The organism is Flavobacterium soli DSM 19725, from assembly GCF_000422705.1.
In the GTDB taxonomy this organism is placed as follows: Bacteria; Bacteroidota; Bacteroidia; order Flavobacteriales; family Flavobacteriaceae; genus Flavobacterium; species Flavobacterium soli.
The window spans coordinates 1-25,543 of sequence record NZ_AUGO01000009.1; the positions used below are offsets into that span (position 1 = coordinate 1).

Sequence of the window (25,543 nt, forward strand, 5' to 3'; positions counted from 1 at the left end):
CTCGAAAAATCCGTTGTTTTGCGGGTGGCAAAGATAGAATCCTTTTCCGAATCTCGCAAATCTTTTTTTAGATTTTTTCCTGATCTTTTTCCAGTACCTGTATAAGAACTTCGCCTTGAATGCGGGTGCAAAAGTACACAAGATTTCCATTCCCGCAAGCTTTAATTCATCTTTTTTTGAAGGTTTTTTTCAAATCACTGGAAACGTGAATATTGAATAGCAAAGTTTTTTCAACCACAGCACTCTTGAAATGCCTTACACCTTCCCTTGGCTTGAAAAATAACCGCAAAACGTGATGCGAATGAAATAAAACCCGAAGCCAGAAGCAAAATTTAGCAGGCCTGCATACCGTGAAAGCTTCCAAAAATGCCTTTTGTTTGCCAAATAGCCCCGATGGTGACATTGTTTGAGCTCTTGCAACTGCCGTCAGAGCTGTTGCAAAGCGAGTGGCACCAGCGGGAATATGGAATTATTCGAAGCCGGAAGATTCGCTACCAATGAAATTATACATTATATATAGGTATGAAATTATAGTAACTATATATATTGTATGTGTTTAATCTTTTTGCTCTTTTGGCTTTGAAAGCTTTTCTATCCAATAATCCGATACATCATCGTAGTCTATAGGAAAAGCTGGTTGCTGTTCTACAAGGCGTTTGTTTTTGAAAGCTCTCATGAGTATTGTTTCAATAAGATAGTCTTCGTTCACTTTCATTGGATCATACTCAGTCTTGATATCAATATCAAAAAGCTTAGCCGTGGTGTTGGACCAAAATGCTTTCCAACCTGATTTTAGATTCTTTATTAAATCGAAAGTGGTACTTCCTGTTTGACGATGGATCAGTTTTACTAAAATTTGACCATCTTTTCTTGAAAGTTTTTTGAGTTGTTCTTCGAATTCTTCGGTAATATATTTTTCAGTTATCTTAAAATATTTTTTCTTTTCCTTGTTTGTTTTAAGGCTAGCCATTCCTTTGTTGAGTTGGGTAAGTCTTTCAGATGCTGTTTTTGCGTAAGGGTACACCTTATATACTCTTCGTTGTAGTATAAGAAATCTTTTTTTTGCGGCTTCGTCTATTTTTATTTGGTTGGGGTTGATGATGACTTCTTCTAATTGAATTGGTTCACCTAGCAAAGTATCTTTTTCTTTGAGATAATCATCGCGTTTATCTTCTTGGGCATAAGTTATTGTTGAAAAAGATAATACCATTATAAAGAAGATACTTTTTATAAGTTTCATTGTTTTGAAAATTTATTAGGTCAAAATTATACATTATATATACAAGTGTAATGCCAAATTAATAAATTAGCAAAAAAAATATTTATGAGTACAAAATCGATATTAAAAAAATCATCGCTTACTTTTTTAGAGGAATATTTAAACAATGCTTCTCCAACAGGATTTGAAGCTGAGGGACAAAAAATTTGGATGAATTATTTAAAACCTTATGTGGATACTTTTATAACGGATACTTATGGAACTGCCGTTGGGGTGATTAATCCAGATGCTCCTTATAAGGTAGTAATTGAAGGTCATGCTGATGAAATTTCTTGGTATGTGAATTATATTACTGAAAACGGATTGATTTATGTAATCAGAAATGGAGGTTCAGACCATCAGATTGCTCCATCAAAAAGAGTCAATATTCATACAAAAAAGGGAATTGTTAAAGGGATTTTTGGATGGCCAGCGATCCATACTCGAAATAGAGATAAGGAGGAAAGCCCTAAAATTGATAATTTGTTTATAGATATTGGATGTGAAACGAAGGAACAAGTTGAGGCAAAAGGAGTTCATGTGGGTTGTGTTATCACCTATCCAGATGAATTCATGATTATGAACGATGATAAATTTGTATGTCGTGCAATTGACAATCGAATGGGTGGATTTATGATTGCAGAAGTAGCTCGTTTATTGCATGAAAATAAAAAGAAATTACCTTTTGGTTTATATATTACGAATGCTGTTCAAGAGGAAGTTGGACTTCGAGGTGCCGAAATGATTACCAAAACCATCAAACCAAATGTTGCCATCGTGACGGATGTTTGTCATGACACCACTACTCCAATGATAAATAAAAAGATTGAAGGTGAAATTCAAATTGGTAAAGGTCCGGTAATTACCTATGCTCCAGCGGTTCAAAATAACCTAAGAGATTTAATTATTGAAAGTGCCGAAGCTAAAAAAATTCCTTTTCAACGATTAGCTTCTTCACGAGTTACTGGAACCGATACTGATGCTTTCGCGTATAGTAATGGCGGTGTTGCCTCTGCCTTGATTTCCTTGCCGTTACGGTACATGCACACAACCGTTGAAATGGTGCATCGAGAGGATGTTGAAAACGTGATTAAATTAATTTATGAAACGCTGTTGACTATTAAGAATGAGGAAACTTTTTCTTACTTCAAATAAAAACAAAGGGGATTTGATCATTTTGATTGGCCCCTTTTTTTATCTCTCATTTTTAAATTCAAATGACCAAGTAGGACTGATACCATTTTTAAGCCTACCTGTTTTGGTTGTTGTAACTTGAGAATTAGTTATTACTTTTAACGCATAATCAGCGGAAACATTCTCACTTTTTTCAGATCCGTAATATTCTATCCAATACTTGTAAACTCCCGATGGAGCCGTTGCTTTTGTCCAAAAAATACTTTCATGAGATGCAGACAAACACTCTTTTCCTAAACATTCCGTTTCCATGATTCCACCATCATCTGCTAGATTTCCATAAAAAATAATTGATCCATTTGGTGTTTGTACATATAAATCTAAATCTACATTTTCAGCATTTGTAAAATCCAAAGTAAATCGAATTTCTCCATCTTCATTGTTATTGGTAGAAAAAATATCGAACTCGTCATTATGATTGCAGGAATACTGCAGCATCATACATAAAAAAATACTCCAATACAGCAGTTGTTTTTTTTCATCTCTTAAAGAATAGTTTTACGCTTCAAACTTATAAAGAAACAGTAAACTGAAAAATAACTACAAATGGGTATTTTGAAAACTATTCAATTTATAAACGAAATACAATACTGAAGATTTTTGACCATTATTTTTTAGAATTATCCAAAATCATCACATTATTACTACCAAATCATCAAATTTTCAAATAGACTATTTTCAAAATAAACTTTTATACAACTATATTTGCGGTATTAAAATTATGATTGCTATGGAAGAATGTATTTCTGTTTTTGATATGCTTAAAATTGGTGTCGGGCCTTCTAGCTCACATACACTGGGACCTTGGCGTGCCGCTGAACGTTTTTTGGCAGAATTAAGAGAAGAAAAATTACTTCAAAATATAGAAAGAGTAAAAGTCGATTTATATGGTTCACTTTCCTTGACGGGAAAAGGACATGCTACTGATTTAGCTGTAATGCTTGGTTTGAGCGGTCAGGATCCTGAATATATTCCGATTCAAAATATTGATGGTATCATCAAATCTATCGAAAACAAGAACGAAATCAATCTTGACAACGAAATTATTGTCCCTTTCTTTTTTCTTCAAGATATTGTATTTAATAAAAATTTCCTTCCTTTTCATGCAAATGGGCTCACTTTTACAGCTTATACAAAGGATGAAAAAGAATATGCCTCTACCTTCTACTCTATTGGTGGTGGTTTTGTGGTGAAAGAAGAACGTGTAAATGCGAAAAAGAAAATCGAAATCAAATGTGCTTTTCCTTTTCCGATTCAAAATGCGGTTGAACTACTAGAGTATACAATTACCGAAAACAAAAGCATTTCTGAAATCGTATATGAAAATGAAAAATCGATGCGTTCTGAAGAAGATATTCATAGCGAATTGATGCGAATTTGGAACACAATGCTCGAATGTATGTATATTGGCTGTCATTCCGAAGGCATTCTTCCTGGCGGATTAAACGTTCGCCGTCGTGCTTTTGACATGCATCAGAATCTGATTGGTTTAGCCAATTACAGCAATCCGCAAGAATGGCTTGAATGTATTAGAAAAACTGAAGTAAAATTTCGTCAGATTCTAAAATGGGTAAGCTGTTTTGCTTTGGCAGTTAATGAAGTTAATGCGGCTCTAGGCCGAGTTGTAACAGCTCCAACCAACGGAAGTGCTGGTGTTATTCCTGCCGTTTTGATGTATTATATGGTAATTGAAAACCATCAAGCAACCGAAAAAGAAATCAAGCAATTCCTAATGGTTGCCGGAGAAATTGGAAGTATTTTCAAAAAAGGTGCTACCATTTCTGCAGCTATGGGAGGTTGTCAAGCAGAAATTGGCGTTTCATCAGCAATGGCTGCTGCAGCTTTGTGTGAATTAATGGGTGGAAAACCCGCCCAAGTTTTGATGGCTGCAGAAATTGCAATGGAACATCATTTGGGCTTGACCTGTGATCCAATTGGCGGTTTGGTGCAAATTCCATGTATTGAACGAAACACCATGGGTGCTATTAAAGCCATAAATGCTGCCGAATTGGCTCTGGAAACCGATCCTAAAAATGCAAAAGTTCCTTTGGATAAAGTGATCAATACGATGTGGGAAACCGCAAAAGATATGAATACGAAGTACAAAGAAACTTCTGAAGGTGGTTTGGCAATTAGTGTGAATATGGCCGATTGCTAAAACTACTCCTTATTATATAGACGTAAAATCTTTTACATTGAAAAATATCCTCATCATTGACGACGAAGAAAAACTTCGCGGACTTCTGGCTCGAATCGTAAAATCGGAAGGTTTTGACGTGATTGAAGCTGGCGATTTAAAATTGGGGTTCAAGAAATTAGAACAAAATGACATTGATGTGGTTTTGTGTGATGTAAAGCTTCCCGACGGAAATGGTGTAGATTTTCTTGAAAAAATCAAGTCGAATTTTCCTTTAGTCGAAGTGATTCTATTGACCGCTTTTGGTAAAATTGCCGATGGTGTTCAAGCCATGAAAAACGGTGCTTTCGATTATATCGTTAAAGGCGACGACAATGATAAGATCATTCCGCTTTTGTATAAAGCTATTGATAAATCGCAATTGCAGAAGAAAGTTCAGCAACTCGAAAAACGTATTTCCGATAAATATTCCTTTGATACTATCATCGGAAAATCAAAAGCATTGGAGCAAATCATTGATTTATCAAAAAAAGTAGCCAAAACCGATTCAACCGTTTTATTGACAGGCGAAACCGGAACTGGAAAAGAAGTTTTTGCACAGGCAATTCACGAAAACAGCAATCGTGTCGGAAAATCTTTCGTTGCCCTAAATTGCAGTACGTTTAGCAAGGAAATTCTGGAAAGCGAACTTTTTGGACACAAACAAGGTGCTTTTACTGGAGCTTTAAAAGATAAAAAAGGTTTTATAGAAGAAGCCAATGGTGGCACATTATTTTTGGATGAAATTGGAGAAATGCCAATCGATTTACAAGCCAAATTACTTCGAGTTTTAGAAACCAACGAATATATTCCAGTTGGAGATACTACTCCAAAAAAATCAAGTTTTCGATTAATTGCAGCAACCAACCGAGATTTAAAAACCGAAAGCGAGAACCATAATTTCCGTTCGGATTTGTATTTTCGGTTGAATATTTTCGAAATTATAATTCCACCATTACGTGAACGAATAAAAGATATTTCGCCCTTGACGAGTTATTTTGTCAAGCAATTTTCAGCGAAAACCAATAAAAAAGAACTTCAAATATCGAATGATTTTCTTCAAAAACTAGAAGCTTATCATTGGCCAGGTAATGTTCGTGAGTTAAAAAACATCATAGAGCGTTCCGTGATTTTAGCTGATGAAATCTTAACATCAGATGTTTTGCCGTATGAAATGCAACACATTCAGGACAATTCTAATAAAACGATGTCGGCTTTTTCAATGCAAAGTATTGAAAAACTACATATTCAGAAAGTATTAAATTATACTAAAGGCAATAAAGCTGAAACTGCACGATTGTTAGAAATTGGGATTGCTACTTTGTATAGAAAATTAGATGAATACAATATTCATTAGTTATTTTTAAATTCAAATACTTCCAAAACAATAAAAGCCTATCATTTTGATAGGCTTTTTTATACCCAATTTTTGGCACATCAATCACAAAATCAACAACCACAACACCTTACATTATTTTTATTTTATTGGAACAGCTTTTGGCATTAGGCGAATGAACATAAAAATTCATACTAATGAAAAATCAGGTTACCACAATTTACAATCAAGCCGAACGCTTTGCTGAAATTACAAAATCAGCTATCGTTTCTGGAAATATTGTAAGAGCCAAGAAATGTTTGGCTTTAGCCGAAAAATTATTTGCTACCGGAAGTTACGAAACCAAAAATGCCATCTCGAATGTCTATGTTTTTTCGGTTTCCACTTTTATGGAACTGCGTCATTGCAGTATTTCCAATCTCTTTCCTCAATCGCTCAAGGCGGAATATCTCAAACAAATAAACACTTCCGGAGTATGATGACAATAATCCTTTTTGCAAGCGGATTGATTTTATTCGCCTTATTTTTTAAAATGATTCAATTCTTTGAAAAAATCTAAATTATGATACCACTTTTCATCATCGCCATAGCGGTTTTTGTTTACATCTGCTATGTTTTAATTAAACCCGAAAAATTCTAAATATGAACTCTGAAATACTCGGAATTATCGTTATGTACGGATTGGTTATGCTTTTAGCCATTCCCCTTGGTCGTTACATCGGCAAAATATTTAATTACGAAAGCACTTGGTTGGACAAATTTTTTAATCCGATCGATAAACTTTTCTTCAAAATTGGTGGTATTGATCCGTCAAAGGAAATGAACTGGAAACAGCATTTGGTAGCACTTTTGACTATTAATGTGGTTTGGTTTATAATCTCGATGTTGGTGTTGACCAATATGGCGTGGTTGCCTTTTAATCCCGACGGAAATCCATCGATGAGTGGCGATTTGGCTTTTAACACCTCGATCAGTTTTATTACCAATACCAATTTGCAGCACTATTCTGGCGAAAGCGGATTGTCTTATTTAGGACAATTGACTTTAATGCTTTGGCAATTTATCAGTGCGGGTTGCGGAATGGCAATTTGTGCCGCTGTTTTTATGGCAATGAAGGAAAAAACGTCTACAACTTTAGGAAACTTCTATAGTTTTTTCGTGAGATCTTGTACAAGAGTTTTATTGCCTTTATCATTTGTAGTAGCAATAATTTTGGTGATGAATGGAACTCCAATGACTTTTGAAGGAAAAGATACCATCACAACTCTTGAAGGAAACGAACAAAATATCAGTCGCGGACCAGTTGCCGCTTTTGTGGCCATCAAACAATTGGGAACCAATGGCGGAGGATTCTATGGTCCGAATTCAGCCAATCCAATGGAAAATCCAAATTACTTGACCAATTTAGTGGAGAATGGTTCCATCTTTTTAATTCCAATTGCAATGGTTTTTGCTTTAGGGTTTATCTTGAAACGTAAAAAGCTATCATGGACAATTTATAGTGTAATGACATTGGGCTTTCTAATGCTATTGATTCCTGCCGTAATAAGTGAAATGAATGGAAATCCTGCCATTTCCAATATGGGAATTGCCCAAGATATGGGAAGCATGGAAGGAAAAGAAGTTCGTTTTGGTTCGGCTGCTTCCGCAAATTGGGCAACTTATACGACAGTTACAAGTAATGGGTCTGTAAATGCAATGCACGACAGTATGACCCCAATTACTGGAATGACAACGCTTCTCGGAATGATGATCAACTGTTTTTATGGTGGTGTTGGCGTTGGATTTTTAAACTTCTATATTTTTATAATTCTCGGAGTTTTCATCAGCGGATTGATGGTGGGAAGAACTCCTGAGTTTCTCGGAAAGAAAATCGAAGCCAAGGAAATGAAAATCGCAATGATTATTGCCTTGTTGCATCCCTTTTTAATCTTGGTTGGAACCGCTTTGGCAAGTCATTTATATGCTGGAAATCCAGAAGCTTTATCGGGTTGGTTGGCGAATCCGAGTTATCATGGATTTAGTGAAATGCTTTACGAATTCACCTCTTCTTCAGCCAATAACGGAAGTGGATTTGAAGGTTTGGGTGATAATACTCCGTTTTGGAATATCGCTACGGGAATTGTGATGCTTTTCGCACGCTATCTACCAATCATGGGACCTGTTGCTATTGCCGGAATGTTGGCCCAAAAACAATACATCCCAGAAAGTAACGGAACTTTAAAAACGGATACATCCACCTTTGGATTGATGGTTTTTGCAGTGATTTTTATCGTAGCCGCTTTATCGTTTTTCCCAGCTTTAACGTTAGGTCCAATCGCTGAATATTTTTCTGGTAAATAAAAATTAAACCATTAAGAGATTAAGAAAAGTTGAGTTTTTTTGAATATAAAATTAAACTTCTAATTATTCTTAATGAACCATAATATCCTAATGGTTTAGAAAAAATAATCTAAATTTTAAATAAAATGAGTGCATCTCAAAATAATTTATTTCAAAAAGAGTTGGTTAGCGAGGCCTTCAAACAATCTTTCGTGAAGCTCAACCCTAAGATAATGTTCAAAAATCCGGTAATGTTTACTGTCGAAATTGGAACAGCCATAATGTTTTTTGTTTGTCTTTGGATTTTATCCGGAAAAGGTTCACAAGGAAGTTTTGCCTACAACTTCATCGTTTTTCTAGTTTTATTTCTAACATTGCTTTTCGCAAATTTTGCCGAAGCCATTGCCGAAGCAAGAGGAAAAGCTCAGGCTGACAGCTTGCGAAAAACCCGAGAAGAAACGCCTGCAAGATTAGAAAACGGTCAGACCATTTCTTCTGCCGAATTAAAAAAAGGTGACATTTTTGTTTGCGAAGCTGGCGATATCATTGCCACCGACGGTGAAATCATTGAAGGTCTGGCAACAATAGACGAAAGTGCCATAACTGGCGAAAGTGCTCCAGTAATTCGTGAAGCTGGTGGCGATAAATCATCCGTAACTGGCGGAACAAAAGTACTTTCTGATAAAATAAAAGTAATTGTAACATCTGAACCAGGAGAAAGTTTTCTTGACAAGATGATTGCATTGGTTGAAGGTGCAAGCCGTCAAAAAACACCAAATGAAATCGCCTTAACGATTTTGTTAGCCGGATTTACATTAGTGTTCATTATCGTAACCGTAACGTTGGCTCCATTTGCAAAATATGCGAATGCCCCAATTACAATTGCAGCGTTTATTTCGCTTTTCGTGTGCTTGATTCCAACAACCATTGGCGGATTATTATCTGCTATCGGAATTGCCGGAATGGACAGGGCTTTACGTGCTAACGTAATTACTAAATCAGGAAAAGCGGTTGAAACTGCTGGAGATATTGATGTTTTGCTTTTGGATAAAACCGGAACTATCACCATCGGAAACCGAAAAGCAACTGCTTTTTATCCAACCAACGGTATTTCACAAGACGATTTTATCAAATCGGCTGTGTTGAGTTCGCTTGCAGATGATACACCAGAAGGGAAAAGTATTGTTGAACTAGCAGGTGTTGAAGTTGCCAATAAATTATCTATTGAAGGTGCAACTTTAATCAAATTTACTGCCGAAACCAGAACTTCGGGTGTGGTTTTGAAAGACGGCACCAACATTAGAAAAGGTGCTCAAGATGCTGCAAAAAATATCGCACTTCAAGCAGGAAATTCGTTTCCAGAAGATATTTCACAAAAAGTAATTGACATTTCTTCCAACGGTGGAACGCCTTTGGTGGTCATCAAAAACAATCAAGTACAAGGTGTTATTGAATTGCAGGATATCATCAAAACTGGAATGAAAGAGCGTTTTGAACGTTTACGTAAAATGGGAATCAAGACAGTTATGGTTACGGGTGATAATCCGCTTACGGCAAAATTTATCGCGGAAAAAGCGGGTGTCGATGATTTTATTGCTGAAGCAAAACCTGAAGATAAAATGAATTACATCAAAAAAGAGCAAGCCGAAGGAAGATTGGTGGCGATGATGGGTGACGGAACAAACGACGCTCCTGCCCTAGCCCAAGCCAATGTTGGTGTAGCTATGAACAGCGGAACCCAAGCTGCCAAAGAAGCCGGAAACATGGTCGATTTAGACAATGACCCAACCAAATTAATTGAGATTGTAGAAATTGGAAAGCAACTTTTGATGACCAGAGGAACGTTAACGACTTTCTCCATTGCGAATGACGTTGCCAAATATTTTGCGATCATACCTGCACTTTTTATCACAGCGATTCCAGCCTTGCAAGGCTTGAATATTATGGGATTGCACAGTCCGGAAAGTGCTATTTTATCAGCTGTAATCTTCAATGCGATTGTGATTCCGTTCTTGATTCCACTGGCTTTACGTGGCGTTGCTTACAAACCAATTGGTGCATCGGCTTTGTTGCGTAGAAATTTATTCATCTATGGAATTGGTGGCGTGATCGTTCCTTTTATTGGAATAAAATTGATTGATTTAGTAGTGTCATTATTTGTTTAATTATAAAAATAAAATTTGCCACAGATTAAAAAGATTCTCACAGATTTAAAATCCTTTTTAATCCTTTTAATCTGAGGCAAAAAAATTAGTGTCTTAGTGCCTTAGTGGCAAAAAAATAAATATCATGAAATGAGCATTTTTGCGAATTACATAACACCATTAAAAAAACAATAAATATATAGTTATGAAAGAAAATATAATACCAGCGATCCGGTTAACCGTTTTTTGTGCCGTGTTTTTCTCCGGAATTTACACGTTGAGCATCCTCGGAATTGCACAATTGGCTCCCAACCAAGGGAAAGGTGAAATTGTTACCGTGAAGGGAAAAAATCACCATATTAATGTGGCCCAAAAATTTACGGAGAATAAGTACTTTTGGTCTCGCCCATCAGCGGTAGATTATAATGGAGCTGGTTCTGGCGGAAGCAATAAAGGAACAAACAATCCTGATTATTTGGCAGAAGTTCAAACCAGAATTGATACCTTCTTATTAAAAAATCCGTCCGTAAAACGTAGTGAGGTTCCATCTGAATTGGTTACAGCTTCTGGAAGCGGATTAGATCCAAATATTTCGGTTCAAGGTGCTAAAGTTCAGGCGAAACGTATTGCTGAAAGTAGAAAAATTTCGGAAGAAAAAGTGTTGGAAATCATTCAGAAGAATACCGAGAAACCACTTTTAGGAATGCTTGGAACTGAAAAAATAAATGTGCTGCAATTAAATATAGAATTGGATAAATTGAAATAGGATCGTAAACCTGACAGGTTTGAATTGTAAAAATTTAAAATAAAAGTCCTTTAAAACTGAATGCCCTAGCCCAGATAGTAGTGGAAATCCTTTTCTTTTTTTTCTTTAAAAAAAGAAAAGATTGAAACGGATAGCTGGATTAGCTTCAAATAAAAATAATTAAACAAAATGAAAAAATTAGTAATTACTGCTTTAGTAGCATTCGGATGTACAACAATAAACGCCCAAGATTTAGAAAAAGAGAAAAGTCCGTTGACGTTTTCAGGTTATATTGAAACCTATTACAGTTATGATTTTGGAAATCCAGAGAATCATGTTCGTCCAGGATTTATTTATAGTCACAACAAACACAATGAATTAAATCTGAATTTAGGTTTGGCAAAAGTGAATTATGCAAAAGATAATGTTCGTGGAAATTTGGCAATTATGGCAGGAACTTATGCCGAATATAACCTGTCAGCGGAACAAGATTTATTGAAAAATGTTTTTGAAGCCAATATTGGTGTAAAAATTTCATCAAAACATAATTTATGGATTGATGCCGGAATTATGCCTTCTCACATCGGTTTTGAAAGTGCGATTGGAAAAGATTGCCAAACTTTAACCAGAAGTATTTTGGCCGACAATTCGCCCTACTATGAAGCTGGAGCAAAAATTGGCTATACTTCGCCATCCGAAAAATGGTATTTGGCAGCGATGTATTTGAACGGTTGGCAACGTATTCAGAAAATCGATGGCAATCAAACTCCTGCTTTTGGTACGCAAATCACGTACAAACCAACTGGCAAAACGACTTTAAACTGGAGTACGTATGTTGGAAACGAGCAACCTGATAACGATAGAAAATGGCGCTATTTCAATAATTTTTATGGCCAATTTAAATTTTCAGATAAGACGAATTTAACCGCTGGATTTGATATTGGTGCACAACAAACCGTAAATGGAAGTAGTGATTATGACGTTTGGTATTCGCCCGTTTTGATTTTGCAACACAAGCCAACAGCTAAAACTCAAATTGCTGTTAGAGGTGAATATTACCAAGATAAACAAGGTGTGATCATTGCAACTGGAACGGAAAACGGATTTAAAACTTACGGATTTTCAGCCAATTTTGATTATTTAGTCTCCGATAATGTGATGTTCAGAATTGAAGCTAGAAATTTATCCAGCAAAGATGATATCTTTTTGAAAGATGGTAATCCGACGGATAGCAATACCTTTTTGACGACTTCGTTGGCGATTTCGTTTTAATTTTTTTGCCACAGATTAATAGGATTAAAAGGATTTTTGAAATCTGTGAAAATCTTTTTAATCTGTGGCAAATTATAAAGATTATTTCTTTGAAGACATTGAAATATGGAACAAGAAAAACAAAATAACGCTCAACATTTCCTAGATTTAATTCAGAAATCACGCAAAGGAAAGTTTAAAATCTACATCGGAATGAGTGCTGGTGTAGGAAAAACGTTTCGTATGTTGCAAGAAGCTCACACACTTTTGAAGAACGGAATCGATGTAAAAATTGGTTATATCGAGACCCATTTTCGAAAAGAAACCCACGAGTTGTTAGACGGTTTGCCTGTCATTCCGAGGAGAAGTATTTTCTACAAAGGAAAAAATCTCGAAGAAATGGATGTTCAGGCGATTATCAATTTACGTCCTGAAGTCGTGATTGTAGATGAATTGGCACACACCAATATCGAAGGAAGCAAAAATGAAAAGCGTTGGCAAGATGTTTTGGAGATTTTAGAAGCTGGAATTAATGTGATTTCGGCTGTGAATATTCAGCATATTGAAAGTCTGAACGAAGATGTAAAACGCATTACTGGCGTTGATGTTCAAGAACGGGTTCCCGATAATGTGTTGCGATTGGCAGATGAAGTAGTGAATATCGATTTGACTTCGGAGGATTTGATTTCAAGATTGAAACAAGGAAAAATCTATACAGAAGATAAAATCCAAACTGCATTAGCTAACTTTTTTAAAGCCGAACAAATCCTGCAGTTGCGTGAGTTGGCTTTAAAAGAAGTAGCCAGTCAAGTGGTTCGGAAAGTGGAGAATGAAGTTCCGAAAAATCTGGCTTTAAAGCACGAAAAACTTCTGGCTTGTATTAGTAGCAATGATAAAACGGCTAAAATTGTGATTAGAAAAGCGGCACGTTTGGCGAGTTATTACAACGGAAGTTGGTATGTTTTATATGTGGAAACACCAAAAGAAAGTCCGAATAAAATTGCATTGGACAAACAGCGTCACCTGATTAATAATTTCAAATTGGCAACACAATTAGGTGCCGAAGTAATCAAGATTGAAAGTTCGAATATTACTGATGCGATGCTGAAAATTGTGGAGCAAAAAAACATTACGACGGTTTGTATTGGCAAACCGCATTTCAATTTATTTAAAGTAATTTTGTCTACAACTATTTTCAGACGATTATTAAATAGCCTTTCGAAATCCAATGTTGACCTTGTAATTCTTTCTTGATATGAAAATTAAAACTAAACTAAATCTTGGTGTAGGATTATTATTCACCCTAATAATAATACTTTCTTTGGTGAGTGCCTTTTATATTTTCTCCATAAAAAAAGACACGCAAAACATACTCAAAGCAAATTATATAACACTTGAATATTCTAGAAATATGCTTTCTTCTTTGGATGAAATTACTAAAGATGAACCCAAAGCAATTCTTTTATTCGAAACCAATTTAAAAAAACAACTCGCCAATATTACTGAAACTGGTGAGGAAAAAGTAACCCGGAATCTGCAGGAAAATTTTCAACTATTAGAAAAAAACAGAACGGATGAAAGCTTGAAATCCCAAATTAGGCAGGATATTTTTGAGATTATGAAACTCAATATGAATGCCATCAAAGAAAAAAGCGATATTGCAAAAGAAACCGCCGAAACCGCCAATCTATGGATTGCAATTGTGGGGACTCTATGCTTTTTAATTGCTTTTAATTTGTTAGTTAATTTGCCTAATAATATTGCCAATCCGATAAAGGAATTGACCGAAAGCATCAAGCAAATTGCCAACCGAAATTACTCTGAACGTGTTCATTTTCAAAATCATAATGAGTATGGCGATTTAGCAAAATCGTTCAATTCGATGGCTGAAAAATTAGAAGAATATTCTAATAGTAGTTTGCATAAATTGACTTTCGAAAAGAAACGATTGGAAACGTTAATTAACAACATGCACGACCCAATTATTGGATTAGATAATGATGGAATTATTTTGTTTGTAAACGATGAAGCATTGAAGATTATCGGACTAAAACAAGAAGAAGTTATAGGACAATTTGCAACAACTTTGGCCTTGAAAAACGATTTGATGAAGTCCTTAATCATTAATGAATTGGAAAGTCCGAAAACACATCCTATGAAAATTTTTGCTGATGGAAAAGAAAGTTATTTCGAAAAAGAAACGGTAAACATCACGATAAAACCAACAGGAGAAGAACAATCAATTGATATTGGAAACGTAATTATCTTGCGAAACATCACGATTTTCAAAGAACTAGATTTTGCAAAAACCAACTTTATAGCAACCGTTTCACACGAATTGAAAACGCCAATTGCATCGATTAAAATGAGTTTGCAATTATTAGAAAACACTTCGACAGGAACTACAAATGACGACCAGAAACAATTGATAGACAGTATTAAAGATGACAGTCAGCGATTATTGAAAATCACAGGCGAATTATTAGAATTATCGCAATTAGAAACCGGAAATATTCAGTTGAATATTGAGAAAAGCAATCCGAATGACATTGTAAAATATGCAACCGAAGCGGTTAAAATTCAAGCTGAACAAAAGCAAATTGAATTGCAAGTTGAAGCTGATGTTAATTTATCTGAAGTGAGAGCCGATAGCGAAAAAACATCTTGGGTTTTGATTAATTTCCTGACCAATGCCATTCGGTATTCATCAGAAAACAGTGTGGTTGTTGTAAAATTAAAAGAAGAAAACAATCAGCTAATTTTTCAAGTTAAAGATAAAGGAAAAGGAATCGACAAGCGTTACCAATCGAAAGTTTTCGACAAGTATTTCCAAATTCCAGGCAGTCATAAGTCGGGAACTGGATTAGGTTTAGCCATTTCTAAAGAATTTATTGAAGCTCAAGGAGGAAGCATTGGTGTGGAAAGTGAATTGGGATTGGGAAGCAGTTTTTATTTCAAATTACCCATTGCCTAAACTCATCGGATATTATAAATCAAACTGATGATTTTCCATTGCTTTTCATCATAAAACAATTGAAACACATCAACTCCTTTGTGGCTCAATTTTCCGTTTACATAAAACTCATAAGGAGCCCAAACAGAAGCCAATTTTCCATCTATCTTTATGTCATATGACAAAATATTTTCTTGAAATTTAATATCTTCTGGAGTAGTACCAATAGATCTCAAAAGATCTGAAAATGATTCTGTAAAAACCTGATTCTTATTTTCTTCAATAATTTTTAGGATCATTTTATCATCACAAAAATCCTTCATCTTGATGGTATCTTTTGCATGAAAAGCAACAAAAAAATCTTCAATAACTTTTTGAACTTCAGCCTGCTGTGCTGTTATCATTTGACAAGTAAAAATCAATCCTACTAAAAACAACTTCCTCATAATTAGATATTTAAAATTACCATTGTAAAGTTAGCTAAAAAACACATTTGATGGTACAACCTTACCAAAAGCAATTTTGTACATTTACAAACTTATTTTTGGGTCAAATTGAAAATCAATTAACGACTCATAATTTATAACTCTTAACTTATAACTGAGATGTCTGTAGCTAAAAAGGATTATAAAAGAATTACAACCAAGTCGCTAATTGAAATGAAAGCCAATGGCGAAAAGATTTCGATGTTGACGGCCTATGACTTTACTATGGCAAAAATCGTGGATACCGCTGGTGTAGATGTGATTTTAGTGGGCGATTCGGCTTCGAATGTAATGGCGGGTCACGAAACGACTTTACCCATCACTTTAGACCAAATGATTTATCATGCTTCGAGTGTTGTGAGGGCAATTTCTAGAGCTTTAGTTGTGGTAGATTTGCCTTTTGGAAGCTACCAATCTGACCCAAAAGAAGCACTTCGTTCCTCTATCAGAATCATGAAAGAAAGCGGTGGTCACGCCGTAAAACTGGAAGGTGGAAGCGAAATTAAAGATTCTATAAAGAAGATCTTGAATGCTGGAATTCCAGTTATGGGACATTTGGGCTTGACCCCACAGTCTATCTATAAATTCGGAACTTACACCGTTCGTGCAAAAGAAGATGCTGAAGCTGAAAAGTTGATTGAAGATGCAAAATTGTTGGAAAGAATCGGTTGCTTTGCATTGGTTTTAGAAAAAATTCCAGCTCATTTGGCTGAAAAAGTAGCTAAAAGTATCGCTATTCCCGTTATCGGAATTGGTGCTGGTGGCGGTGTTGACGGACAAGTTTTAGTTATTCACGATATGTTGGGTATGAACAACGAATTTAGTCCGAGATTTTTAAGACGCTACATGGATTTATATGACGGAATGACTACAGCTATTGGTCAATATGTCGCAGATGTTAAGTCGAGTGATTTCCCGAATGAAAAAGAACAATACTAATCAAATTAGAAAATTTGGTAATTTGATAATTTGGTAATGAAAATAGTTTCCGATAAAAACAATCTCCAAGTCCTGCACGAAGACAATCATATTATTGTGATTAATAAGCGTGTTGGCGATATCGTACAAGGCGATAAAACGGGCGACAAACCTCTAAGCGAAGTCGTCAAGGAATATATAAAGGAGAAATACAATAAACCTGGTGAAGTTTTCCTAGGAGTGGTGCATCGGCTTGACCGACCAACAACTGGAATTGTGGTTTTTGCACGAACTTCAAAGGCATTGACACGATTGAATGAATTGTTTGCAAACAGGGAAACCCGAAAAACCTATTGGGCTGTTGTCAAAAATAAACCCGCAGAAAAAGAAGCTAAACTCGTTCATTATCTGAAAAGAAATGAAAAAAATAATACCTCAAAAGCACATTCAAAAGAAGTTCCCGAAAGCAAAGTTGCCAGTTTGGATTATAAAATCATCAAGGAACTCAACAATTATTTTGCTTTAGAAATAAACCTGCATACAGGACGGCACCATCAAATTCGAGCTCAATTGTCTGCGATTGGTTCTCCAATTAAAGGCGATTTAAAATATGGTTTTGACCGAAGTAACCCTGACGGAGGCATCCATCTTCATGCTCGAAAATTGGTTTTTATACACCCTGTATCAAAAGAAGAAGTAAGCATTGTTGCTCCAGTTCCAGATGAAGTGGTTTGGAGAAATGTGTAAGTTAATAATCATTATTTGAGGTGGTTACTTAAAATTCATAAGAGCACATGGTTCTATATCCCCATAATTAGGTATTTTACAATGCACGTGTTAATTAAATGCTAATTTTTCATATATTTGACATAACAAAAACATGTACCCCTATGAAAAAAATTACACTCTTAGTATGTTGTCTTGTCTATGGAATTAGCTTTAGTCAGGATCATTTTGCTGGAATTACAACTTCCAAACGTGTTGGAATCCTGAACGGAAACATGAACCCTTCTGAATTTGCTAACTTAAATAGCAGATTTGAGGTTCAAATTGCAGCATTAAGCCTAAATGTTTCCAATAACAAAATCGGATTTAGCGATATCGTAGATGGAGAAGATATTGAAGGCCTTCTGTTTAACGGTGACAAAAGTGTAGATTTTAGTCTAGATGCGGAACTTGCCCTTCCGGGCGTGGCCTTTAATTTTCGCGGTTGGGGATTTGCCGTTACTTCAAAAGGTCATATTACGGCAAACGTTGTTAACGTTAATTCAGAATTAGGAGATGCACTTGTTAATGAATCTGATATTCTAAATGCACTCCCATCAACCATTAATAGTAATGGCAACCAGCGTGTAAATGCAACAGTTTGGGGCGAAATAGGCTTTTCGGCTGCAAAAAAATTATGGGAAAAAGACAGAAATAGAATTAATGGAGGTGTCACCTTGAAACTATTATTTCCTGGTTCTTATGCAAATATGGGCTTGAGCCAATTTAATGGTGATATCACTAACAATGGTTTAGAAAACAAGCTTACGAATGCAACAGCTAATCTAAATATTGCCTATTCAGGTAACTTTGGCGAAAGCTTTTCTGACTCCAGCGATTATACTGGCTCACTATTTGGAAATCTAAATGGTATGGCTACTGATTTTGGAGTCGATTATCAACTGAAAAACAAAATTGGCAGTGGATATAAACTAAAAGTTGGAGCTTCTATAAAAAACATCGGAAGTATGACTTTTAAAGGAGAGGATAATGTTTCTTCTACATACAAATTGGATGTCAATAATAATCCTGGAATTGACCTTAATGATTTTAATGATGTTGAAGGTTTAGAAGATATTGAGGAAGTCTTAGAGTCTTATGAGGCCCTAGGATACTATGAGAAAACAGAAAATAGTAAGGATATCAAAGTAAAGCTTCCTACTGTTTTTAATTTATATGCAGACCTTAAAGTGATTTCTAAATTATCAGTAACCTTTTTCATGCAACAAAAAATGGGTGATAACGAAAATAACGACCAAATTACAGCTCAAAACTCAATTTCAATCACTCCTAGAATAAGTCTTGGACCTTTCGAAGCTTTCCTGCCAATTGGAAACAATGAGCTTTCTGGAACAACAGCTGGTTTTGGTTTCAGATTAGGTGGATTTTTCCTAGGTTCAAATTCAATCATTACTGCTGCTACAAGCGATAGTAAACAAGCGGATGCCTATTTCGGTTTCAGATTCGGATTCTTGTAAAACGCAATTGTTTTATCCAATTTTTAAAATTAACTTGCAGTATCAATAATTTTAAAATGGACTATAAAAACAATATCAATTTCAGGAAACAGTCGCTAATAAAACTATTATACACCGTAAAATTGTATGAAAAAGAAATTAGTGAAGCGTTGTATAACGATTTCAAAAAGCCTGCATTTGAAGCCTTTGTAACCGAAATCAATATCGTTATCGATGAATTAAATTATACCATAAAGAACATCAATAAATGGGCAAAACCTAAAAAGGTTTTGCCCTCTTTTTTAAATTTCCCCTCAAGAGAATACATCTACAGTGAACCTTATGGAAGCGTTTTGATTATTTCGCCTTGGAATTATCCCTTCCAACTTGCATTGTGTCCATTAATTGCAGCCGTTGCAGCCGGAAACAAAGTCACTTTAAAACCCTCGGAATTAACGCCAAATACATCTAGCTTACTTTCCAAAATCATCCGAGAAACATTTGATCCCAAACATGTTATTGTCGTTTTAGGTGACAAGAGATTATCCGAAGAATTACTAAAAAACCGCTGGAATTATATTTTTTTCACCGGAAGTGTTGCCGTTGGAAAACTGATCTATAAGGCTGCAGCCGAATTTTTAACGCCTGTAACCTTAGAACTTGGCGGAAAAAATCCTTGTATTGTGGATGAAACAGCAAACCTCCCTTTGGCTGCAAAACGAATTGTGTGGGGAAAATTTATCAATGCGGGACAAACTTGTATTGCTCCAGATTATATTTTGGTCAAGCCAAAAATTAAAAACGAACTTATTTCACTGCTAAAAAAAGAAATCCAGAATGCGTATGGAGAAAATCCAGAACTTTCTCCTGATTTTACTCGAATTATTAGCAAGGAACACCTCAAAAGACTTGTTAGCTTTATAGAATTTCAAGATATCGCTTTCGGCGGAAGCCATAATGAAGATGAGAACTACCTCTCTCCTACCATCGTTGACGAACCAAATTTGGATAGTGCTCTTATGAAAGAGGAGATTTTTGGGCCCATATTACCCATTCTTTCCTACTCGAATAATGATGATTTGAAGCGAATAATTTCAAAATCAGAAAAGCCACTTTCGATGTATGTTTTCACAGAAAATAACGCTTTCGCCGAAAAAATAATTCAAGACTATTCCTTTGGTGGCGGATGCGTGAATGACACGGTTGTGCATTTTTCAAATAAGAGACTTCCTTTTGGTGGTGTTGGAAATTCAGGAATTGGAGCCTATCATGGAAAACTAAGCTTTGATACTTTTTCGCACCAAAAAGCAATTGTCAAGAAAGCAAACTGGCTTGATATTCCTTTTCGTTATGCACCATACAAAGGCAAATTAAAAATGATAAAAAAAATTCTGAAATGGATATAATTTTTTTATCTTCAATGCCTCATAAAATAATAAAAAACAAAATAATCACACTTCAATGAAATCAACTTTAGAGCAAGTTCAAGAAATTAAAAAGCACGGTTACCATCTTGATTTGGGGGATGTTATAAGCCAGACATTCGAAAATTTCAAAAAAATTGCATTATTATCAGGAGCTATCATCATTGTTTTAGCCATTGTTCTTTTGATGATAACATTAGGAGTTGGAGGCATTTTGGGACTGGCTTTAAACTTTACTGACTTCTTCACGGAGTACAGTTCTGGAAATGTAAGTACAACATTTTTGCTAGTAAATATGGCAGTATCGGTAGTAGGATATGCCTTGATTTCACCTGTAGTGGCTGGAATTATGCAAATTGCACATAATGCGGAAACCAATAGAGACTTTGATTTCTCAACAGCATTTTCTCACTATAAAACTAAACATTTCAAGGAGCTGTTTTTAGCAACTGCAGTCATTACATTTGTATCATCCGGAATTAGCACCTTGTCACAGTTAGGGCAATTGTATTTCCTAGATGATTTAAGTTTAATGATCATAATTACGATTGTAAATTTGATTTTAGCAGCGTTAGTTCCTTTACTTACGCTACTTACTATCCCATTCATCATCTTTGGAAACCTATCAGCAATGGAAGCGATTAAAGCAAGTATTGTCACCGTTTCCAAACGTTTTTGGATGATCTTATTGCTTATGATTATCTTCTTTATCTGTGCTATGTTAGGTTTTTTTGCCTTGTGCATTGGTATCTTTTTTACACTTCCTATTTTTAGTTCAGCACAGTATATCATTTATAGAAATGCAATCCCTATGGAAGAAAAAGATGAACTAGACGAAATTGGATCATCAGAATATTAGCATTTACAGCAAATAAGAAAATTCCAAAATCATTAACAGATTTTGGAATTTTTTTTTAATATGTCCCCAACAAACCTTCTATTTAGCTATATTTACAAGAATTAATTTCATCATAAATAATTGCATAAACCATTAACCAAGAATTAGTTATGCTTTTCCTGAACAGATGTTTTTTTTTCTTACTGTTGATGGTTTCGCCTTTTGTTAGTAGTAAAAATGTATTTTCTCAAAATTTTTTTTTGGATGCATCCAATTTACTACAACCCGATGAAAATCATCCGATAACACGTCATATAAAAGATTTTCAAATCGAAACACCTTTTTATTTCAATTGGTGGTTTGTATTGATAGCGGCAAGTATATCGTCATTAATTTTTCTAACTATTCTTAGAAGAATTTCGTACTATAACAAAGATTTTGTTGCTAATTTTTCCGAAAATAAAACCAATATCGAGCAGTATAGAATCTACCTGATTTTTTTCGGGATGATTTTCCCTATTACAGAGTTGTTGCTGGAACTATTTAAGATTAGGCTCAAAAGCGAATTCATAGAAAATACTTCCATCGGAATTTCGCTTCTAATTCTCTACTTTGTTAGTGACAAGGTACCCTTTGTTCAAAAATATTTCCAAAAGATATTTGTTTCGGCTTATACCTTTTTACTGAGCTATACCCTATTCAAAATCTGTTATTTTCCTTTCGAACTTGTTACTTTTTCGGAACTTATCATCATGTTCTTCTTTGCCCCAAATGTTTTCTACTCCTTGCGAAAATATTGGGTTTTCGTGGTGATTTTAATTACCATTTTCTATTTACTCTATCTAGTTGATCTCATTAAAATCGATTTGTTCATTATCATTTTGTATTCGTTAATGTTTATCATTTTGATTCATTATATCAGGCACATTGCGATTCTAAATTCTCAAGACAAATTACTTTTTGCAAATGATATTGTAAACAAAGGAAATTCGTTAATTATTGGAACAAATAGCAAAGGTGAATTGAGCTATAGCAATGATATTATCGCTACGGTTTTAGGATATGAACCCAGTGAAATCAATGGGTTGAATTTTTGGGAATTGACAGAAAGCACTGAAATTGTTAATCCTAAAAATAATGATCCCGCAAGAGATGAAGATTTGCATATCAGGAAACTGAAATGTAAAAATGGTGAATACAAATATATCCAATGGAAAAACAAAAAATACAATGATGATCTAATTGTTGGGATTGGTCAGGATGTTACCGATCAGGTTAAGATTCAAAACCAATACAAAAATCTAATTCAAACGGCAACTGACATTATTTTTGAAACCGATCAAGATGGTAATTTCACTTTTATCAACGATTTTACTATTGCTCATCTTGGTTTTAGTAAAGAAGAAATCATTGGCCAAAATTATTCAAGTTTTATCCGCATAGACAACCGTGAAAAGTTGATGACTTTTTATGAAGATCTGGTAGAAACTGAAAATGATTTTCCTGCCATTGAGTTGCCACTTATCAAGAAAGACGGATCCGTAATTTGGGCTTCACAAAAAGTAATTGTACTTCGGGGTCCGCTTGGAGAAATTACTGGATATTCGGGGATTGCTAGAGATATTACAGCTTTGAAAAATATTGAATTTGAAAATCAAAACCGTCAAGCTAAAATTCAAAAGTATAACGCCACCATCAACAAATTATCGACTACAAATTTTAGTACTTTCGAAAACCTAGATGACATCATTGAACTTGTTATCAAAAATGCAGCAAAAGACACAACTATTGACAGAGTTAGCTATTGGAAATATTCCCCAGATCGTTTGGTTTGCAATACACTTTATGAATTAAATACAGATACTTTTTCGAGAGGACAAATTTTTGAAAAAAAAGATGCTCCAAACTATTTTAGAGACATCGAGAAAAATAAAATTGTGATTGCCTCGGATATTTCAATGAAAAATTTAGATGAATTTTTCTTTATTGATTATTATACTGATAGTCAAATAAAATCGATGCTGGATGTGAGTATCATTCTAAATGGTAAGATTGAAGGCGTTTTATGTTTTGAAACCTGCAATGAAAAGAAATTTTGGGACAATGAGGATATCAATTTTGTACGATCAATTTCGGATATCATTTCCTTGGCTATCGAATCCCAAATGCGTTTAAATGCTGAAAAAAAATTAGCATACAAAAGCGACTTGCTTTCGGCTTTGGCATTATGTACAGAGAAATTTTTGCTTAGCAAAAGTATCTTTGATATGTTTTCCGAAACCTTCGAAATTATGGGAAAAGCCACCAATGCCGATCATGTTTACTACTATGAAAATGATTTTGCAACAAATCTGATTCATCAAAAATACAAATGGGCAAAGGAAAATGTAGTGCTTCAAATTACCCCTTTACGACACTTTGATCATATCGATTTCAAAGAGATAATTGATTCTGCCAAAAACAAAAAACCGCTAAATGCCATTATTGAAAATCTTGCTGATGGTTTTTTAAAAAATCTGCTAATTGCAAACGAAATCAAATCGATACTCATCCTTCCCATTTATTTGAAGGACCGTTTCTCTGGTTTTGTAGGATTTGATGATTGCAGTAACCAACGAGAATGGACTGAGGATGAGATTAATATACTCCAAACTCTTGCAAATAATATATCGGCAGTTATTGAACGATCTATCAATGAAAATACGATTTATGAAAGTGAAGAAAAATTCAAGCTTCTAGCCAATAACATACCTGGAACCGTTTATCTGTCTAATAACGATGAAAAGCTGACCAAAATTTATATCAATGATGAAATTGAAAAACTCACGGGTTACAACAAATCCATTTTTCTTGAGAATGCCATAAATCTGATCGATTTGGTACATATTGATGACCGAGAGCGAGTGACGCTTGCAACCAAAGCAGCTTTAAAAAATAAAGAACCTTTTAACTTTACTTATCGTATCAAGAACAAAAATGGCAACTTTGTATGGGTCGAAGAATTTGGCGATGTGATTAAAAAAGATGGCAAAATCAATTATATCGAAGGAATTTTAATTGATATTACCGAAAAAAAGGAAGCCGAAGCTGCTATTATTGCAAAGGAAATGGCCGAATCAGCAAGTAAAGCAAAGTCGGAATTTTTGGCCAACATGAGTCATGAAATCAGGACACCTTTAAACGGAATCATAGGTTTCACGGATCTTTTGATGAATACAAAATTAGAAGCTTCCCAAGAAAAATACATGCTAACGATCAACCAATCAGCTCATTCGCTTTTGGATATTGTTAATAATATTTTAGATTTTTCAAAAATAGAAGCCCGAAAATTAGAACTTGACATTCGTAAAAATGATATCCATGAACTCTTGAAGCAAGTTATTGACTTGGTTAGACTAGAATCGGATCATAAAAAGTTGCAACTTAAAACTACTATCGATCCTTCAATCCCAGCCTTCGTTTGGTTTGACCCGGTTCGGATCAAACAAATTTTGTTGAATCTTTTGAGCAATGCCATCAAGTTTACAAGTAATGGTTCGATTGAATTGAAAATTTCAGTGCTGGAAGACATCAGCGAAAGCAAAAAATCCATACGCTTTTCAGTAACCGATACGGGAATAGGAATTGTAAAGGAAAATCAGAAAAAAATATTTCAAGCTTTCTCCCAGGAAGATAATTCGACCACTCGAAAATTTGGAGGAACTGGTCTCGGACTCACAATTTCAAATCAATTGCTAAACTTGATGGATAGCAAATTGCAACTTGAAAGCAAAATCAATCAGGGTAGCACGTTTTATTTTGACTTAATTTTAGTAACTTCCAACGAAAATGAGTTTGAAAAAGAGACAAAAACGATGGAATCTAAAAAAAATAATGTAGTTTTAAATTCAAATTTAAAAATTCTTGTTGTTGAAGACAATAAGATCAATATGTTGCTGACTCGAACGATACTGAAAAATCTTTTTCCAGATATATTCATTTATGAAGGAACAGATGGCGAACAAGCAGTACATCTATTTGCAACAATTCATCCAGATATTGTTTTGATGGATATCCAAATGCCCGTGATGAACGGTTATGAAGCCACGAAAGTAATTCGAAAAACCGAAGCTGGAAAGGACATTCCGATAATTGCACTAACTGCAGGAACGGTTAAAGGAGAAAAGGAAAATTGTTTAGAAGCTGGTATGGACGATTATATTACAAAGCCAATTATCAGAGCTACTTTGGAAGAAGTAATTTTAAAATGGACCAATAATATAAAAAACAACTAAAAA

20 protein-coding genes are annotated in these 25,543 nt (G+C 34.8%); 17 read left to right on the plus strand and 3 right to left on the minus strand.

Annotated features, from left to right (window positions below; genetic code table 11):
• Positions 1-556: 556 nt before the first annotated feature.
• Positions 557-1,240 (minus strand): DUF4294 domain-containing protein, encoded by a 684-nt coding sequence (locus G508_RS0111935; protein ID WP_026705539.1) that lies wholly within the window; start codon positions 1,238-1,240, stop codon positions 557-559.
• A gap of 84 nt (positions 1,241-1,324) precedes the next feature.
• Here G508_RS0111935 and G508_RS0111940 point away from each other — a divergent pair, with 84 nt between their 5' ends.
• Positions 1,325-2,413, plus strand: coding sequence for a M42 family metallopeptidase (locus G508_RS0111940; protein ID WP_026705540.1), 1,089 nt, complete (start codon positions 1,325-1,327; stop codon positions 2,411-2,413).
• 39 nt (positions 2,414-2,452) lie between these two features.
• On the opposite strand, the gene G508_RS0111945 is transcribed toward G508_RS0111940, so the two are convergent.
• Complete coding sequence (locus tag G508_RS0111945; RefSeq protein ID WP_026705541.1) at positions 2,453-2,893, minus strand: hypothetical protein; 441 nt, start codon at positions 2,891-2,893, stop codon at positions 2,453-2,455.
• Positions 2,894-3,182: 289 nt separating this feature from the next.
• On the opposite strand from G508_RS0111945, the gene G508_RS0111950 reads away from it, so the two are divergent.
• The 10 genes from G508_RS0111950 (at position 3,183) to G508_RS0111990 (ending at position 15,400) form a co-directional block, all read left to right on the plus strand.
• Positions 3,183-4,610: an L-serine ammonia-lyase gene (locus G508_RS0111950; protein ID WP_026705542.1), complete on the plus strand. Its 1,428-nt coding sequence runs from the start codon at positions 3,183-3,185 to the stop codon at positions 4,608-4,610.
• A gap of 37 nt (positions 4,611-4,647) precedes the next feature.
• A complete protein-coding gene (locus G508_RS0111955; protein ID WP_026705543.1) occupies positions 4,648-5,985 on the plus strand; it encodes a sigma-54-dependent transcriptional regulator in 1,338 nt (445 codons plus the stop codon).
• 176 nt (positions 5,986-6,161) lie between these two features.
• Positions 6,162-6,443: a DUF7674 family protein gene (locus tag G508_RS0111960; RefSeq protein ID WP_026705544.1), complete on the plus strand. Its 282-nt coding sequence runs from the start codon at positions 6,162-6,164 to the stop codon at positions 6,441-6,443.
• An 83-nt stretch (positions 6,444-6,526) separates the two neighbouring features.
• The gene (locus G508_RS20600) at positions 6,527-6,604 is read left to right on the plus strand and encodes a potassium-transporting ATPase subunit F (RefSeq protein WP_084625983.1); all 78 of its coding nucleotides are present in this window, start codon (positions 6,527-6,529) and stop codon (positions 6,602-6,604) included.
• Positions 6,605-6,606: 2 nt separating this feature from the next.
• On the plus strand, positions 6,607-8,307 hold the full coding sequence (gene kdpA, locus G508_RS0111965; protein WP_026705545.1) for a potassium-transporting ATPase subunit KdpA: 1,701 nt from the start codon (positions 6,607-6,609) through the stop codon (positions 8,305-8,307).
• A gap of 125 nt (positions 8,308-8,432) precedes the next feature.
• Entirely contained in the window at positions 8,433-10,451 is a 2,019-nt protein-coding gene (gene kdpB / locus G508_RS0111970; protein WP_026705546.1) for a potassium-transporting ATPase subunit KdpB, read from the plus strand.
• Positions 10,452-10,635: 184 nt separating this feature from the next.
• Positions 10,636-11,196 carry a K(+)-transporting ATPase subunit C gene (locus G508_RS0111975; RefSeq protein ID WP_026705547.1) on the plus strand — a complete coding sequence of 187 codons (561 nt, stop codon included), beginning with the start codon at positions 10,636-10,638 and terminating at the stop codon, positions 11,194-11,196.
• Positions 11,197-11,364: 168 nt separating this feature from the next.
• Complete coding sequence (locus G508_RS0111980; protein ID WP_026705548.1) at positions 11,365-12,447, plus strand: porin; 1,083 nt, start codon at positions 11,365-11,367, stop codon at positions 12,445-12,447.
• A gap of 105 nt (positions 12,448-12,552) precedes the next feature.
• Entirely contained in the window at positions 12,553-13,680 is a 1,128-nt protein-coding gene (locus G508_RS0111985; protein ID WP_026705549.1) for a histidine kinase, read from the plus strand.
• A 1-nt stretch (position 13,681) separates the two neighbouring features.
• Entirely contained in the window at positions 13,682-15,400 is a 1,719-nt protein-coding gene (locus tag G508_RS0111990; protein WP_026705550.1) for an ATP-binding protein, read from the plus strand.
• A gap of 2 nt (positions 15,401-15,402) precedes the next feature.
• Here the strand turns inward: G508_RS0111990 and G508_RS0111995 are convergent, their stop codons facing one another.
• Complete coding sequence (locus G508_RS0111995; RefSeq protein ID WP_026705551.1) at positions 15,403-15,825, minus strand: nuclear transport factor 2 family protein; 423 nt, start codon at positions 15,823-15,825, stop codon at positions 15,403-15,405.
• Positions 15,826-15,984: 159 nt separating this feature from the next.
• Here G508_RS0111995 and panB point away from each other — a divergent pair, with 159 nt between their 5' ends.
• The 6 genes from panB to G508_RS19590 all read left to right on the plus strand — a co-directional run bounded on the left by panB (position 15,985) and on the right by G508_RS19590 (position 25,540).
• Positions 15,985-16,803 (plus strand): 3-methyl-2-oxobutanoate hydroxymethyltransferase, encoded by an 819-nt coding sequence (gene panB, locus G508_RS0112000; protein ID WP_026705552.1) that lies wholly within the window; start codon positions 15,985-15,987, stop codon positions 16,801-16,803.
• Between the two features lie 36 nt (positions 16,804-16,839).
• A complete protein-coding gene (locus G508_RS0112005) occupies positions 16,840-17,529 on the plus strand; it encodes an RluA family pseudouridine synthase (RefSeq protein ID WP_026705553.1) in 690 nt (229 codons plus the stop codon).
• Between the two features lie 143 nt (positions 17,530-17,672).
• On the plus strand, positions 17,673-19,025 hold the full coding sequence (locus G508_RS0112010; RefSeq protein WP_026705554.1) for a hypothetical protein: 1,353 nt from the start codon (positions 17,673-17,675) through the stop codon (positions 19,023-19,025).
• Between the two features lie 56 nt (positions 19,026-19,081).
• Entirely contained in the window at positions 19,082-20,410 is a 1,329-nt protein-coding gene (locus tag G508_RS0112015) for an aldehyde dehydrogenase (protein WP_026705555.1), read from the plus strand.
• A gap of 55 nt (positions 20,411-20,465) precedes the next feature.
• Complete coding sequence (locus G508_RS0112020; protein ID WP_026705556.1) at positions 20,466-21,287, plus strand: DUF2189 domain-containing protein; 822 nt, start codon at positions 20,466-20,468, stop codon at positions 21,285-21,287.
• Between the two features lie 239 nt (positions 21,288-21,526).
• Complete coding sequence (locus G508_RS19590) at positions 21,527-25,540, plus strand: PAS domain S-box protein (RefSeq protein WP_169628032.1); 4,014 nt, start codon at positions 21,527-21,529, stop codon at positions 25,538-25,540.
• Positions 25,541-25,543 lie beyond the last annotated feature (3 nt).

Bases quoted from the DNA above. Each gene is read 5' to 3' on its own strand.
- G508_RS0112010 (WP_026705554.1), top strand. From the start codon at position 17,673: ATGAAAAAAATTACACTCTTAGTATGTTGTCTTGTCTATGGAATTAGC.
- G508_RS0111960 (WP_026705544.1), top strand. From the start codon at position 6,162: ATGAAAAATCAGGTTACCACAATTTACAATCAAGCCGAACGCTTTGCT.
- G508_RS0111995 (WP_026705551.1), bottom strand. From the start codon at position 15,825: ATGAGGAAGTTGTTTTTAGTAGGATTGATTTTTACTTGTCAAATGATA.
- kdpB (WP_026705546.1), top strand. From the start codon at position 8,433: ATGAGTGCATCTCAAAATAATTTATTTCAAAAAGAGTTGGTTAGCGAG.
- G508_RS20600 (WP_084625983.1), top strand. From the start codon at position 6,527: ATGATACCACTTTTCATCATCGCCATAGCGGTTTTTGTTTACATCTGC.
- G508_RS0111975 (WP_026705547.1), top strand. From the start codon at position 10,636: ATGAAAGAAAATATAATACCAGCGATCCGGTTAACCGTTTTTTGTGCC.
- G508_RS0111980 (WP_026705548.1), top strand. From the start codon at position 11,365: ATGAAAAAATTAGTAATTACTGCTTTAGTAGCATTCGGATGTACAACA.
- G508_RS0111945 (WP_026705541.1), bottom strand. From the start codon at position 2,893: ATGATGCTGCAGTATTCCTGCAATCATAATGACGAGTTCGATATTTTT.
- G508_RS0111985 (WP_026705549.1), top strand. From the start codon at position 12,553: ATGGAACAAGAAAAACAAAATAACGCTCAACATTTCCTAGATTTAATT.
- G508_RS0111950 (WP_026705542.1), top strand. From the start codon at position 3,183: ATGGAAGAATGTATTTCTGTTTTTGATATGCTTAAAATTGGTGTCGGG.
- G508_RS0112015 (WP_026705555.1), top strand. From the start codon at position 19,082: ATGGACTATAAAAACAATATCAATTTCAGGAAACAGTCGCTAATAAAA.
- G508_RS0111940 (WP_026705540.1), top strand. From the start codon at position 1,325: ATGAGTACAAAATCGATATTAAAAAAATCATCGCTTACTTTTTTAGAG.
- G508_RS0112020 (WP_026705556.1), top strand. From the start codon at position 20,466: ATGAAATCAACTTTAGAGCAAGTTCAAGAAATTAAAAAGCACGGTTAC.
- panB (WP_026705552.1), top strand. From the start codon at position 15,985: ATGTCTGTAGCTAAAAAGGATTATAAAAGAATTACAACCAAGTCGCTA.
- G508_RS0112005 (WP_026705553.1), top strand. From the start codon at position 16,840: ATGAAAATAGTTTCCGATAAAAACAATCTCCAAGTCCTGCACGAAGAC.
- G508_RS0111935 (WP_026705539.1), bottom strand. From the start codon at position 1,240: ATGAAACTTATAAAAAGTATCTTCTTTATAATGGTATTATCTTTTTCA.
- kdpA (WP_026705545.1), top strand. From the start codon at position 6,607: ATGAACTCTGAAATACTCGGAATTATCGTTATGTACGGATTGGTTATG.
- G508_RS0111990 (WP_026705550.1), top strand. From the start codon at position 13,682: ATGAAAATTAAAACTAAACTAAATCTTGGTGTAGGATTATTATTCACC.